We start from the raw sequence: 12620 nt of genomic DNA, 5'->3' as shown, positions 1-12620 counted from the left end.
TTTATTTTAAGCCACTCTTTGTGGCGTTATAATGTAAAAAGACCACAATATGAAGGGTGTTCCCTTATGGAATTTAAAAACCGACTGATTGAATTGAGGAAAAACAAAAAAATTAATCAAAAAGAGTTAGCGGAAATAATCGGTGTAGCTCGGACCACTTACGGAATGTATGAGCAAGGCCAACGAACACCTGATTATGATACATTGCAGAAAATAGCTGATTATTTCGAAGTGTCTTTAGATTACTTGTTGGGAAGAACGAACAATCCCACTACTCCAAATGAAGAATACGATCCAATGGAAGACTTGAAACAATTCTTCATCGATAACGACCTCCAAGACGCCGGCTTCAATTTTTACGACATTAACGAGTGGAAAAAGATGAGTCGGGAGCAGATTCAGGAAGTGAAGAATCATTGGTTGTGGGTGAAGGAAAAAGCCCGTAGGATGGAAGAAGAAGACAACGGCGATGATGATTTGAATTTTAACGACTAATATGTGGGGAGATTTGATGAACTATAAATTATTACCTTTTATTGTTGTGACTTCTTTTTCCTTACTTATAGTTGCCGGTTGTTCTTCGGAGTACAATGAGAAAATGGAACAAGGGGAAGAAGCCGAGGATAATCAAAATTATAATAACGCTATTGCTGCTTACTCTGCTGCGCTGGAAATAAAACCAGAAGATGAAGACGCTCAAGAAAGCCTTGAGGATGTCAAAAGTGAAAAGCAGCGGATTGAGGAAAGACGTGCTGAGCGTGAACGTAAAGAAGAGCAGGAAAGAAAAGAGCAGCAGGCACGAGAAGACGATGAACAGAAATACTTAAGCTCCTTAGATCAATCCACGATAGCCGGAAAAGCTAAAGCATCTATTTTTGACCTGATAGAAAGCGAGAGTACACCATCAAACCAGACATTCAATAATGTTATTTATGATAGTGACATAGGATTGTTAGAGATTTCAATCCCCAGTGATGGAAATGTATTCACAGGATTAATAGCAGATGGCTTTCGATCTGATACTTTGAAAATATTCGAGCGCCTCAGTAACAACAAACAGTTTGAAAAGGTAAAGACAATTGCAGTTGAATTTACTATGGCACTTGAAGATGAGTACGGTAATACTGAACCTGGGAGAGTCTTTAGAGCCCGTGCAAAAGTGAGTGAGTTGAAAAAAATGGATGACCCTTCATATTTTATTTTACCGAAAAATCTTGACCAAATATCTGAAAATGTTTTTGTCCATCCTTCCCTCCGTTAATGTAATAGTTTCTTATTGATTAGCCGTAACGGCTTTTCTTTTTACCATAATACCAAACATTTGTTCTTTCAGGGGTGATATCATGCATCATACACACAGAGAAGATTACGTACTCAAGATGTATCGCTATCTACGAATCTACACTCCAAGAGAAATCGATGAACAAATCATCAGCCGCAGGTTGCGGATATTCTTGAAATATCATGACAGGGGTTCCACTTACAAAGAACATGGGCGGTTCCGTGCCATCTATTTGCAACGAGGTCTGACACCGGAAGATCACCGCATTCAGTTCTTTCATGAATTAGGACATTTAATGCGGCATGACAGCAATCGAATGTTCATCTCAGGCGGTCTGGCTGATTATTTAGAATGGGACACAAGGTTATTTGAGATGTATGCCGCTCTCCCCCATCATATGCTCCGCGGATACGACTGGGATGCTCCGGATATTATTGAGCAACTGGCAAATGATTTTGTAGTGCCGGCAGACTTTGCAGAGAAGCGATTAAATCAGCTATATAGGCAATCCATCGTGCAGCCTGTTGTAACCAGAAAAACAGATCCCCAGCTGCCTACTCACTCTGAAAGTTATGATCCGGCCAATTGGTCTTATGAAACACAGAGAATTATGAGTCAACTCCAGGAACAAATCGGCGAGGAGGTCGTTAATTATGTGGGTTTATTACGAAACGATTGATGGAGAACATCAAGCGAAGTGGGTACTCGTTAAGACAGATGGAGAGCAGCGCAGCTCCCTTCTTTTTTACACGGTTCCTGAGAGCGTGGAGTGCTTCTATAAAGAAGATTTTGCTGACTTGGCTATTCTGTCTGTCGATATGGGCGAACTCGTCAGAGATCCGTTCGATGACGACAGTTTTGCCATTAATATCGGTATGGTTCAATCCCGACTGGAAAGCAGCGGGTATGATCCAGGCATGCTGCATGAAGCTGAGTATTTTATCATGCTTGTTGAGGATCTGGAGGAAGTAATGTCCATGGATCTAACGCTTTTGTTGCGTTAATTAGCGATTATTGATGTAAATTGGTGTCTAGTTTTGTCGAAATCACCATAAATTGAGCAGTATTTAGTAAAATTCAATTAACAAGATAAGTCTTTTATCTTATCTTTCTTTGAATTATTTTAATTACATTCGATTATACTTTAACTACATACCAAAGGAGGAGATAAATTATCACGAGGTGTTGATAATCATCAACACCTCGTGATAAGTTTAAAAAAAAGGAGAGGTTCAATGTTTAATTTCAAAAACACAAAAGAATTAAAAAATTTTTTATACGATGAAATATTAATTGCTAGTGAAGCCTTAATAATCTTAGGCATCACTTCGCAACGTCTTCACCAGTTTATAAAAAGTGGAAGAATAGAACCCATTAAAAAAACCAAGGCCGGTACACTGTATTTAAAAAGTGAAATTTATGAATTAAAAAACGAACTTGACCATAATACATCAGGTAAACAAATAATTAAAAACAATACTTATCCTTATTTAAACAATGTTTCTCAGGAAAGATTAATTGAATGTGTTAATTACTTTAGTCTTTATCCTTTTTTTAATTCTTCACCAAAAAAAATCGAGAATTTTTATTTGCAATATAAACAAGAAATTGATTTTAAAATTCCTTTTAATGAACAGGAAAAAAATGTTTCATCTCTGTTATTGAAAGACTCGGAAGATATAAAAAAAGTTTACGAAAAGGTATTAAAAAGCTTCCATAAGCTGGACTCAAATGACCACATAATAAAACGAGGTGACAGTTATTATCCGAAATTATTAGATTTGACTGAAGAAGCTCCACGTTTTCTTTTCATGCGTGGCAACATCAATTTAATCAACCAGCACTGTATTTCAGTAGTAGGTACAAGAAACCCTACTTTAGATGGTGAAAAAAAAGCAAATTCCTTAGCTTCCTTTTTAGGGAAAAGAGAAATGGTGGTAACTTCCGGATTAGCAAAGGGAATTGACACTGCAGCTCATAAAGGAGCATTACAAAATAATTTTGAAACTATAGGTGTATTAGGAACTCCTTTAAACAGATATTACCCTAAAGAAAATGAATATTTACAAAGAGACATCGGCACACACAATCTTTTGATATCACAATTTTCACCCTCATCAACAATACATCGTTGGAACTTTCCAATGAGAAATGGTGTTATGAGTGGATTGTCATTAGCTACAGTTATTATTGAAGCTGGAGAAACTAGTGGATCTTTAATTCAAGCAAATTATGCAATAAAACAAGGGAGAGTAGTTTTTATACCTCAAAGTGCATTAGATAACTCTGACTTGAATTGGCCCAAAAAATATATAGAAAAAGATGGAGTTTATACTTTTTCTAAAATAAGCGAATTAATAAATACACTAGAAGACTTTTATAACAAGTTTAATACGATTAATCATCAAGATTCGTTATTTGAAAGGTGAAGTTTAATGTTAATTGATGCTCAAAATATTAAGGGATTGATTATAGATATAAATACATTTGGGGATAAAAATATAAATAATTTGGTTAAAAAATTACCAAGTGAGTTAAAGCGAACTTTTATTATAAATAATCAATTGAAAGGTTTCTCAAGAAAGTATAATGAAGATTTTCTTTTTACCAACAGCTTAGAGATTTCAAAATCAAAAGTTGTAAGACAAGCTTTGATTAAGATGGAATTAAATACACATGAAGTGGCGTACGTTTCAGAAGATATACATTCATTTGAAAGCTTAGATTCTCCCGTTGGAACAATATTTATAGGCAATGGCTTTGATATTAACAACAGCGGCTTTTTACCAGATTTCTTAATAAACAAAATTGAGGAAGTTAAAAATATAAATACTCCTAAGCATATTGGTTATATGGGAGAGTGGCGCTCTATAGATAAAGAGCATAAAAGTAATTCTCGTATATTGGTTTTTAACGATTCAATAAATGCAAATGAAACAAAAAACATTAAAATAATAAGTTCCGGTAGATATTATGAGTACACAAAAAATAACCATAACATGCATTTGTTATCAAATAGAATAAAAAGAATGAAAAAATTTAATCAAGATGATCCTTATTTAACAAACATTTTTAAACGTTTAGTGAAATACATCAATGATAAACATTTTTATGTTGATGGTATCATCTCAGTCCCATCTAGACCTGGAGAAAGCAATAGATTTTTTAATGTCTGTAAACAATTAAGTCAACATTTTAACATTGAAAATCTCAACAGTTTAGTATTCACTATTGAGAATTATCGTCCCCAACAAGGTTTAGGCCAAGCAGATAGAAAAGTTAATGTTAAAGATGTTTTTAAGACCAACTTTGATTTTTCAGGGAAAAATATTGTACTAATCGATGATGTGATTTCTACTGGATCTACAACAAAAGAAGTATCGAAAGAAATTTTGAACGCTGGTGCTAATAATGTAATTGTTGCATCACTTGGTATAAATCAATTTTCATCTAACTCCTTTATAGACACTAAAACCATTAAGTGTTCAAATTGTGACGGCAAAATTAAATTAAAGATAAATAAAAGTAATGAACCCTACTTTGAATGCAATCAAAAATCACACACTTTAAATTATAACTTAGGTGTTAATTATAGTTTAAATGAAATTAATAATCAATTTATGTCCAAGTCTTTTTCTCCTTTCTAAAATAACATTGATTGGCTCCTCTATTTTAATTTTAAACAAACGTCTATTCTTATTTTGTTCGAATTCGTCTTATTATGTCGTTATAATTTATATTAAAAGATCAAATGAATAAAGATCAAAGATTTTAATGTATGTTAATATTTATACCACATAATTATTTTTACGGCAATTCTAATAAATATAAATAAGGAGCATATGGAAGAATAATTAATTACAAAGAGGGAGGGAGTGATTATAACTATGCAAAATGTATGCATGTATTTAAGAAAATCCCGTGCCGATCTCGAAGCAGAAGCCCGCGGAGACGGAGAAACCTTAGCTAAACATAAGAACGCTCTCTTCAAAATAGCAAAGAAACTCAATCTTAACGTCACCAAGATCCGCCAGGAAATTGTGTCCGGGGAAAGCTTGGTCCACCGCCCCGAAATGCTCGAGCTGCTTAAAGAGGTTGAAAATCATGAGTTCGACGCCGTCCTCGTCATGGATATTGACCGCTTAGGCCGTGGCAATATGCAGGAGCAAGGCTTGATACTGGACACCTTCCGCACTGCTAAAACAAAAATCATCACCACACGGAAAACGTATGACTTGTCCGATGAGTGGGATGAGGAATACACCGAGTTTGAAACGTTTATGTCCCGTAAAGAGCTTAAAATCATCAACCGCCGGCTCCAGGGTGGCCGCCTCCGCTCCATTGAGGACGGCAATTATATCGCAACAAAGCCTCCTTATGGTTATGAGATTTATAAGGATGGGAAGCACCGCACCCTTGTCCCCCACTCTGAGCAAGCACCGATTGTCAGAAAGATATTTGCCTGGTACACAGAGGATAATTCAAATCAACGGTTAGGCAGCGCTGAAATTGCGAATCGTCTCAATGAAATGAGCGCTCCCTCCTACACAGGGAAACCATGGGAGCCAAGCGCTGTCCTCAACATCATTAAAAATGCTGTATACGCCGGACGGCTGCAGTGGAAACGCAAGGATATTAAGAAGTCCACGACACCAGGGAAAACAAAGGACACACGCACCCGCCCCAGAAATGAATGGGTAGACGTTGAAGGTAAGCATGAACCTCTTGTATCCATGGACCTGTATGAAAAAGCCCAGGATATTTTGAAAACGAGATACCATGTCCCCTACCAGTTAGGTGGCCACGTAACCAATCCCCTGGCTGGTATTGTTAAATGTGGGTACTGCGAGAAAACCATGGTCCGGCGCCCTTATACTGATGGTAAGGTATTTGTTATGTGTAATAACGCTAAAAACTGCGGCTGCCGCAGCTCCAAGATTGAATTTGTGGAGCAGAAAGTATTGAATGGTCTTCAGGATTGGCTGGATCGCTACAAGGCAGACTGGGATCATGGAAATGAGGATAACACGGCAAACGAAGATGCCAATGAGGTTGAGATCTTACAGAACTCCATTCAATCCATGGAAAAGGAATTAAAGGAACTGAACAAACAAAAACTGAAGCTGCATGACTTTCTTGAGCGCGGAGTATATGACGAGGAAACCTTCCTGGAAAGATCGCAAAATATCTCCGACCGTATGAATGACATCAACACAAACATTGCCAACGCTCAATCAGAGATGGAACTGCTGCAGGAAAGAGAAGCAGCCCAGGAAAACATTATCCCCCATGTCGAAAACGTCCTCGATTTATATAAGAAGACAGACGACATCAAAAAGAAAAACGCCCTTCTCAAATCAGTAATCGAGAAAGCCGTTTACACCAAGAACAAACAGCAGCGTTTAGATGACTTCGAACTTGTGATTTACCCTCGCCTCCCCCATACCTTTGCTCCTAATTACGTATAACATATTAGGGGCAATTCATTGCCCTCCTTGTCGCTTCCAATCGGATCGTGCAGGGATATATCCTTTTTCACTTTCTTCAACGCCCGCAGATGCATAAGTATTTCATTTTCGACACACCTTGCTGCGTACGTCGCCAGTTTGGTTCCTTTTTCCGGGGAGTAGCTTTCAATACCTTTGATCAGCCCGATGGTTCCGATGGAAATCAGGTCCTCGGTGTCTTCCTTCGCATTTTCAAATTTTTTGACGATGTGGGCCACAAGACGGAGGTTATGTTCAATCAATAGATTACGGGAGTGCTCATCTCCCTGCTGCATGCGTTCCAAATGTATTTTTTCCTCTTCTTTCGGCAGCGGCTGCGGAAATGCGTTGTTTTTCACATACGAGACAAACATCGCCAGTTCCTTCATAATGTAAAGTGCGGCTGCAAGAATTCCGGACAACGGTACCGCCCTCCTCTCGCTTTCATTGTATGCAGCAGGGGCGGTTTCGTTGTTTGTCCGGGCGGGATTGTTTTTATCTCTTATATGAGGGGAAAATAAGAATATAGTCAATAAAACAGGACGGAGGCTGTCAGACATGAATATCACATTGAGTGCACCAGCGTTAAAATGGTTTGAACAGGAAATGGAGGCCGCGGAAGGGGACTCGATTCGATTTTTCGCCCGTTACGGCGGGCGTTCCCCCATTCACCCCGGTTTTTCTCTTGGTGTGACGAAGGCTGAACCGTTTGAACCGTGGGCGCAGATGACAGAAAACGGTATTGTTTTTTATGTGGAGGAAAAAGACAAATGGTATTTCGAAGGGTACGACCTGCACGTAAAATACAGCCGTAAGCATGAGGCGGTTGATTATGAATACTCGGCTGAAAAATAAAAAAGGGCTGTCCGAAAAAACAATTTTCCGGACAGCTTCAAGTGGAGAGAGAGGCCAACAAGGAAAGCAGAAAGTCGGCAAAAGGAATAGGAGTTTCCTTGAGTATTAGTATAGGCTTATACAGGAAGCTTTTCATTCATTTTGTCAGATAATCTCTCCTTTTTTCTCCAGCTTCTCCGGGTCTAGTTCGTTGAGGTTTTTCCTTATCTTTACTATACTAATTTCACAACATCTCCCCGATGCGTCTTGTACCTTCTGCTTTCCCGCAGAGCGATGAAAGATAAGACTTACCGGCGGGGAAAGAAAAGGAGGACGTTTCGTTGAATGAGCAGAAACAAGCTGTTACGCCTGAAGACATTAAAAAGATTCGTGTCGTTCATGACCCCCGCTTATCGAGGGACGGGGAAAAATATGCGTATGTGGAGACATCCGTCCGCCATGATACAGAATACAATTCACACCTTTTCATTCACTACCTTGGTGATGATATGCCGGCGCAGTGGACATTTGGTGAGTCCCGCAATCATTCGCCGCGGTGGTCCCCGGACGGAACGGAACTTGCTTTTGTCTCCAACCGCTCCGGTGTTAATCAGATATGGATGATGTCGACGGCTGGAGGTGAACCGCGTCAGCTCACCGCCTTGAAGCACGGTGTATCCGAACCTGATTGGTCACCAGACGGAAAATACCTCGTTTTCACAACTTCCGCCCGCGCTGGTGAAGATATTTTTTCAGATGAAGAAAGCCTTGAAGGGGACGAAACCAAACCGGTTATGATTGAGCGGCTCCGCTATAAGGCTGAAGGCAGCGGGTTTTGCCGGGGCAGAAGGAAACAGCTTGCCCTGCTGGACTTGAAATCAAAAGAAACCCGGATCCTGACAAGCGGTCCGTTCGATCATCATTCGGGCCGCTTTGCACCGGACAGCAGGCAGATCGTGTTCAGCGCTAACCGGAACCCGGATGAAGATGTATCTTCTGTGCTCGACTTATTTATTATTGATACTGAAACAGAAGACATTGTGAAACTTACGTCTTCCACCGGTGTGTTTTCTCATGCATCCTGGTCTCCGGACGGCCACAAAATCGCCTGCATCGGCCACGAGCTGGAATATGACGGCGCCACCCTCAACCAGGTCTGGGTGATCGATACACTGACGAAAGAACGCCGCTGTGTGACGATCCAATGGGACGTGCAGGTCGGGGATGCGGCAGTGAGTGATCTGCGCACCGGTCAGGTGGATCCGTCGCCGGCATGGGCAGAGAACCAGGATTTTCTCTATTTCAGCGCGAGTGGAAACGGAAACACGGGTATCTACCAGATGGATCTGGAAGGCGAAATCACGCCAGTTCATGAAGAAGACAATCATGTTTTTGATTTTTCCTATCACCCGCGGCTGGATCTGTTTATTGCCGGCATCAGCGACCCATCCAATCCAGGTGATTTTTATAAAATCGAAAAACCTGAAAAAGGGAAAGTCCGCCTGACCGATGTCAATGCAGACTTTATCCGGGGCGTCCATCTTTCTATTCCGGAGCCGGTTACGGCAAAAGCGGAAGACGGCTGGGATATTCAAGGCTGGCTCATGCGTCCGGCTTTCTTTGAAGAAGGGCAGCGTTATCCGCTGCTTCTTGAGATACACGGCGGTCCGCATGCCATGTATGCCAATACGTTCTTCCATGAACTCCAGATGCTTGCCGCCAAAGGGTACGCCGTACTGTACACCAACCCCCGCGGGAGCCATGGATACGGACAATCGTTTGTAAACGCCTGCCGCGGCGATTACGGCGGCAAAGATTACAGTGACTTAATGACGGCGGTCGATCAAGTGCTTGAGCAGTTTGACTTTGTTGATAAAGAACGTCTTGGTGTCACAGGCGGAAGCTACGGCGGGTTCATGACAAACTGGATTGCCGGCCATACCAACCGGTTCAAAGCTGCCGTCACGCAGCGTTCGATTTCCAACTGGACCAGCTTCTATGGTGTTAGTGATATAGGATTTTTCTTCACAAACTGGGAACTGGGTGCGCGTGTACACGATGACCCACAAAAGCTGTGGGATCATTCTCCGCTGAAATATGTACAAAACATCAACACACCCCTGTTGATTATGCACGGGGAGAACGATTACCGCTGTCCGATGGAACAGGCAGAGCAGTTGTTCACTGCGCTGCAGTATCTGAAGAAACCAGTTTCGTTCTTGAGGTTTCCGCAGTCCGGCCACGACCTAAGCCGAAACGGAGCTCCGGCTCTGCGGGTCGAGCGCTTGAGACATATGGCAGCATGGTTTGACAAGCACCTTTGATCGTCTATACCGGGAAAAAGAAAGAGAGGGGACTAAGGTTGAATAAAAACGATATAACCAGGCAGCTGTCCGGGCGCCGGCAGGGGATTATAGATGAACACCAGATGAGGCACTACGCCGTTTTCGTGCCGCTAATTGAAAAAGAAGGTGACCTTCATGTTCTCTTTGAAGTAAGAGCCAAACACATGAAGCGGCAGCCTGGCGAAATCTGTTTTCCAGGCGGTATGGTGGACCGCTCGGATCGTAACCCGGCAGAAGCCGCCGTTCGTGAACTATGTGAAGAAACCGGTATTCATCAAAACGAGGCTGCCATAACCGGCAGCCTCGATAAAATAATCTCTCCGTTCCGGCAGATTATTTTTCCCTATGCAGGCTTTCTGGACCTTGCTTCGTCTTTTCATCCGAACGAAGAAGAAGTGGATAAACTCTTCACCGTACCGCTTTCTTTTTTCATAGATAACGAGCCGGACCGGCACCTTATTCACTTAAAAGTGGAGCCCGAGTCCGGGTTTCCGTTCGAATCTATTCCAAATGGAAAGGGCTACACCTGGAGTGCCGGTACACATCCCGAATACTTTTATTACTACGGCTCTTACGTGATCTGGGGCCTGACCGCCCGGATCATGAAACATTTTGTAGATGAAACAGCCGCTCCCTGATCACATCTTTCAGCCGGTCTCTTCCGAACGCTGTCGTGCTTTTTTTCCCACTTGGTGAAACAGAACGGATGCAGCGGTAAATATTACGATGATGATCAGCATTTCAGGCTGCTTGGCTGCCGGCACACTTTCGGGCAGCAGCATGCCGAAAAATAGAAAGCAGGCAGCCGTAAACAGCACTCTGCTGAACACATGGAAGTCTTCGGCTCTTCCTGCCTGAACTGTTTTTGATTGTGTCATCGCACTGATCCTCCTTTTTCTTCATCGTATCATAGATAATGAGAAAGAAGGTCAGGACATTCATGGCGGGAATTCCGGCATTTTCCTATTCCATTTTCTGCTCGATAAGTGCTGTCACAAGGGCAGCTGAGTTTTCAGACGCCTGCACGAGAAATTCCTCATAGGACTGTTTCGCATCATTTCCCGCCACATCACTGAGTGCCCGTATGACGACAAATGGAACATCAAAGCGGAAGCAGACGTGGGCGATGGCTCCTGCTTCCATTTCCGCGCACTGCGGTTCATGGAATGTCTCTTTCAGAAAGTCAATTTTGCTGTCGGAACTCATAAACGAATCTCCCGACAGAATCAAACCGTCCCGGACCGGGATATTTTCCCGGGAGGCGGCTTTTAATGTTTCCTCCACAAGTTTCGCCTCAGCGCTGTATCCTGCCGGCATGCGGGGAACCTGTCCGTACTCATATCCAAATACCGTGGCGTCCACATCGTTGTAGCGCACTTCGGTTGAAACAACGAGATCCCCGACATTAAGCTCGGGATTGAATCCACCGGCCGATCCGGTATTGATAACCATATCCGGTTTATATTTTTCGAGGACGAGCGCAGTGGCAGCGGCAGCGTTCACCTTGCCTATGCCCGACTGGATAAGAACAACGTCCGCGCCGTACATGTTTCCTGAAAAAAAACGGGTCCCGCCGCTTTCTTCTTCGCGGCGGTTTTCCAGTTTCGACTTTAATAATTCCACTTCTTCATCCATCGCACCGATGACTGCTATTTTCATGTTCAATTCGTTCCTTTCCGGCTTGTTTATTCTCATAATTCCGGATTAGATTCCGCGCGTTCTACATTCACCGGTTTCCATCCTTCATTTTCCACAAATTCAATTGTAACCCTGTAAGGGTTCTGTCTGTTTTCATACGTGCTTATATAGCCCACGGCTCTGTTGGAACCTCCACCGTTTTCAATACGCCACACTTCTGCTTCTCCACTGCTCAATCCGGCAGCGTAACGAAGCGCAGCTTCCATTTCCGCCCAGTTCTGACTGTTCATATCAAAATCATGACTGAAGGAGCCGGATTGTTCGGTGCCTATCGGTTCCCATTCTTCCTGATCGGGACCGCCGCCTTCGGGAATGGAGACGGTGTTTCCGCCGTCGTCATTTTCTTCCCTCTCTGTATCATTATTGCTGCTGTCTTCTGTTGAACTGTCGTCGTTAGAGTCCGCATTCTCCTGCGTCTGGTTTTCATCCTGCCGGTTGTCCGACGGCGGTGTTTCCTGTTGGTTGGTGTCGGTCTCCTGGTTCTGCTCAGGAGCCGTCTGTTCTTCAGTTGTCTCGCTTTCTGGTGGTGCTGTCTCTTCATTCTGCTGTGGCTCTGTCACGTCATTTTCAGCGGTTTCCTGGCTTCCCGGTAGAAACAGCTGCACCGCAAAAAACAGAATAAGCGCCCCCACAGCTAAAATGGAGATATTCAAAATCCGATTCATGCGCTTTCTTTTTCTCATCTCATATCGATTCTGTTCATTAAATCCCTGGTCGTTGTTCATTCTCTTCACCTGCCTGTATGATCTCTTTCGATAACATGTCTACCCATATCATATAAAATTTTAACCGATGTGGCGAGAGGAAAGATAGAAATTATACCGTTTTTCCCATAATATCATCTATATATACAGGCCGCAGGACCGAAAAGAGAGCGGGACTGTATCAAAAGCCCTTAACTAAAAAGCCATGGACGCCATCTTCAGATGGTGACCATGGTTTTTTACGTATTTTTAAAGCCAGCTTATACAGCTG

Annotated in this window: 13 protein-coding genes and 1 pseudogene; 10 read left to right on the top strand and 4 right to left on the bottom strand. The window is 42.4% G+C overall.

Annotated features, from left to right (window positions below; translation table 11 throughout):
• Positions 1 to 66 precede the first annotated feature (66 nt).
• The 7 genes from BM124_RS02990 (at position 67) to BM124_RS02960 (ending at position 6750) form a co-directional block, all read left to right on the top strand.
• Positions 67 to 495, top strand: coding sequence for a helix-turn-helix domain-containing protein (locus BM124_RS02990; RefSeq protein ID WP_093335187.1), 429 nt, complete (start codon positions 67 to 69; stop codon positions 493 to 495).
• 16 nt (positions 496 to 511) lie between these two features.
• Entirely contained in the window at positions 512 to 1261 is a 750-nt protein-coding gene (locus BM124_RS02985; protein ID WP_093335186.1) for a hypothetical protein, read from the top strand.
• A gap of 82 nt (positions 1262 to 1343) precedes the next feature.
• Complete coding sequence (locus BM124_RS02980) at positions 1344 to 1961, top strand: ImmA/IrrE family metallo-endopeptidase (protein WP_093335185.1); 618 nt, start codon at positions 1344 to 1346, stop codon at positions 1959 to 1961.
• Positions 1936 to 2286, top strand: a complete 351-nt coding sequence (locus BM124_RS02975) for a hypothetical protein (RefSeq protein ID WP_093335184.1) — start codon at positions 1936 to 1938, stop codon at positions 2284 to 2286. Before BM124_RS02980 ends, BM124_RS02975 begins: the two co-directional genes overlap by 26 nt.
• A 231-nt stretch (positions 2287 to 2517) precedes the next feature.
• Positions 2518 to 3711, top strand: a complete 1194-nt coding sequence (locus BM124_RS02970) for a DNA-processing protein DprA (RefSeq protein WP_093335183.1) — start codon at positions 2518 to 2520, stop codon at positions 3709 to 3711.
• A 6-nt stretch (positions 3712 to 3717) separates the two neighbouring features.
• Positions 3718 to 4929, top strand: coding sequence for a ComF family protein (locus BM124_RS02965; RefSeq protein ID WP_093335182.1), 1212 nt, complete (start codon positions 3718 to 3720; stop codon positions 4927 to 4929).
• Positions 4930 to 5169: 240 nt separating this feature from the next.
• Entirely contained in the window at positions 5170 to 6750 is a 1581-nt protein-coding gene (locus tag BM124_RS02960) for a recombinase family protein (protein ID WP_093335181.1), read from the top strand.
• Between the two features lie 2 nt (positions 6751 to 6752).
• Here BM124_RS02960 and BM124_RS02955 read toward each other — a convergent pair.
• Positions 6753 to 7157, bottom strand: a pseudogene (locus BM124_RS02955) (sigma-70 family RNA polymerase sigma factor); the annotation flags it as partial.
• A 169-nt stretch (positions 7158 to 7326) separates the two neighbouring features.
• Here BM124_RS02955 and BM124_RS02950 point away from each other — a divergent pair.
• The 3 genes from BM124_RS02950 (at position 7327) to BM124_RS02940 (ending at position 10585) form a co-directional block, all read left to right on the top strand.
• Positions 7327 to 7623 carry a HesB/YadR/YfhF family protein gene (locus BM124_RS02950; protein WP_093335180.1) on the top strand — a complete coding sequence of 99 codons (297 nt, stop codon included), beginning with the start codon at positions 7327 to 7329 and terminating at the stop codon, positions 7621 to 7623.
• 320 nt (positions 7624 to 7943) lie between these two features.
• On the top strand, positions 7944 to 9926 hold the full coding sequence (locus tag BM124_RS02945) for a S9 family peptidase (RefSeq protein WP_093335179.1): 1983 nt from the start codon (positions 7944 to 7946) through the stop codon (positions 9924 to 9926).
• A 38-nt stretch (positions 9927 to 9964) separates the two neighbouring features.
• Positions 9965 to 10585, top strand: coding sequence for an NUDIX hydrolase (locus BM124_RS02940; RefSeq protein WP_244504208.1), 621 nt, complete (start codon positions 9965 to 9967; stop codon positions 10583 to 10585).
• A gap of 9 nt (positions 10586 to 10594) precedes the next feature.
• Here BM124_RS02940 and BM124_RS02935 read toward each other — a convergent pair whose 3' ends face one another.
• The 3 genes from BM124_RS02935 to BM124_RS02925 all read right to left on the bottom strand — a co-directional run bounded on the left by BM124_RS02935 (position 10595) and on the right by BM124_RS02925 (position 12370).
• Entirely contained in the window at positions 10595 to 10825 is a 231-nt protein-coding gene (locus tag BM124_RS02935) for a YrhC family protein (RefSeq protein ID WP_093335178.1), read from the bottom strand.
• A gap of 85 nt (positions 10826 to 10910) precedes the next feature.
• On the bottom strand, positions 10911 to 11606 hold the full coding sequence (gene mtnN / locus BM124_RS02930) for a 5'-methylthioadenosine/S-adenosylhomocysteine nucleosidase (protein ID WP_093335177.1): 696 nt from the start codon (positions 11604 to 11606) through the stop codon (positions 10911 to 10913).
• A gap of 32 nt (positions 11607 to 11638) precedes the next feature.
• Positions 11639 to 12370, bottom strand: a complete 732-nt coding sequence (locus BM124_RS02925; protein WP_093335176.1) for a YrrS family protein — start codon at positions 12368 to 12370, stop codon at positions 11639 to 11641.
• Between the last annotated feature and the right edge of the window lie 250 nt (positions 12371 to 12620).

Origin of the sequence: Salibacterium halotolerans (assembly GCF_900115625.1) — a bacterium.
Classification (GTDB): Bacteria; Bacillota; Bacilli; order Bacillales; family Marinococcaceae; genus Salibacterium; species Salibacterium halotolerans.
The sequence above is the reverse complement of the archived record's forward strand: the minus strand, read 5'-3'. Positions and strand labels throughout refer to the sequence as shown.

Excerpts from the sequence above, each read along its gene's own strand:
- BM124_RS02990 (WP_093335187.1), top strand. The coding sequence starts at position 67 with ATGGAATTTAAAAACCGACTGATTGAATTGAGGAAAAACAAAAAAATT.
- BM124_RS02985 (WP_093335186.1), top strand. The coding sequence starts at position 512 with ATGAACTATAAATTATTACCTTTTATTGTTGTGACTTCTTTTTCCTTA.
- BM124_RS02980 (WP_093335185.1), top strand. The coding sequence starts at position 1,344 with ATGCATCATACACACAGAGAAGATTACGTACTCAAGATGTATCGCTAT.
- BM124_RS02975 (WP_093335184.1), top strand. The coding sequence starts at position 1,936 with ATGTGGGTTTATTACGAAACGATTGATGGAGAACATCAAGCGAAGTGG.
- BM124_RS02970 (WP_093335183.1), top strand. The coding sequence starts at position 2,518 with ATGTTTAATTTCAAAAACACAAAAGAATTAAAAAATTTTTTATACGAT.
- BM124_RS02965 (WP_093335182.1), top strand. The coding sequence starts at position 3,718 with ATGTTAATTGATGCTCAAAATATTAAGGGATTGATTATAGATATAAAT.
- BM124_RS02960 (WP_093335181.1), top strand. The coding sequence starts at position 5,170 with ATGCAAAATGTATGCATGTATTTAAGAAAATCCCGTGCCGATCTCGAA.
- BM124_RS02950 (WP_093335180.1), top strand. The coding sequence starts at position 7,327 with ATGAATATCACATTGAGTGCACCAGCGTTAAAATGGTTTGAACAGGAA.
- BM124_RS02935 (WP_093335178.1), bottom strand. The coding sequence starts at position 10,825 with ATGACACAATCAAAAACAGTTCAGGCAGGAAGAGCCGAAGACTTCCAT.
- mtnN (WP_093335177.1), bottom strand. The coding sequence starts at position 11,606 with ATGAAAATAGCAGTCATCGGTGCGATGGATGAAGAAGTGGAATTATTA.
- BM124_RS02925 (WP_093335176.1), bottom strand. The coding sequence starts at position 12,370 with ATGAACAACGACCAGGGATTTAATGAACAGAATCGATATGAGATGAGA.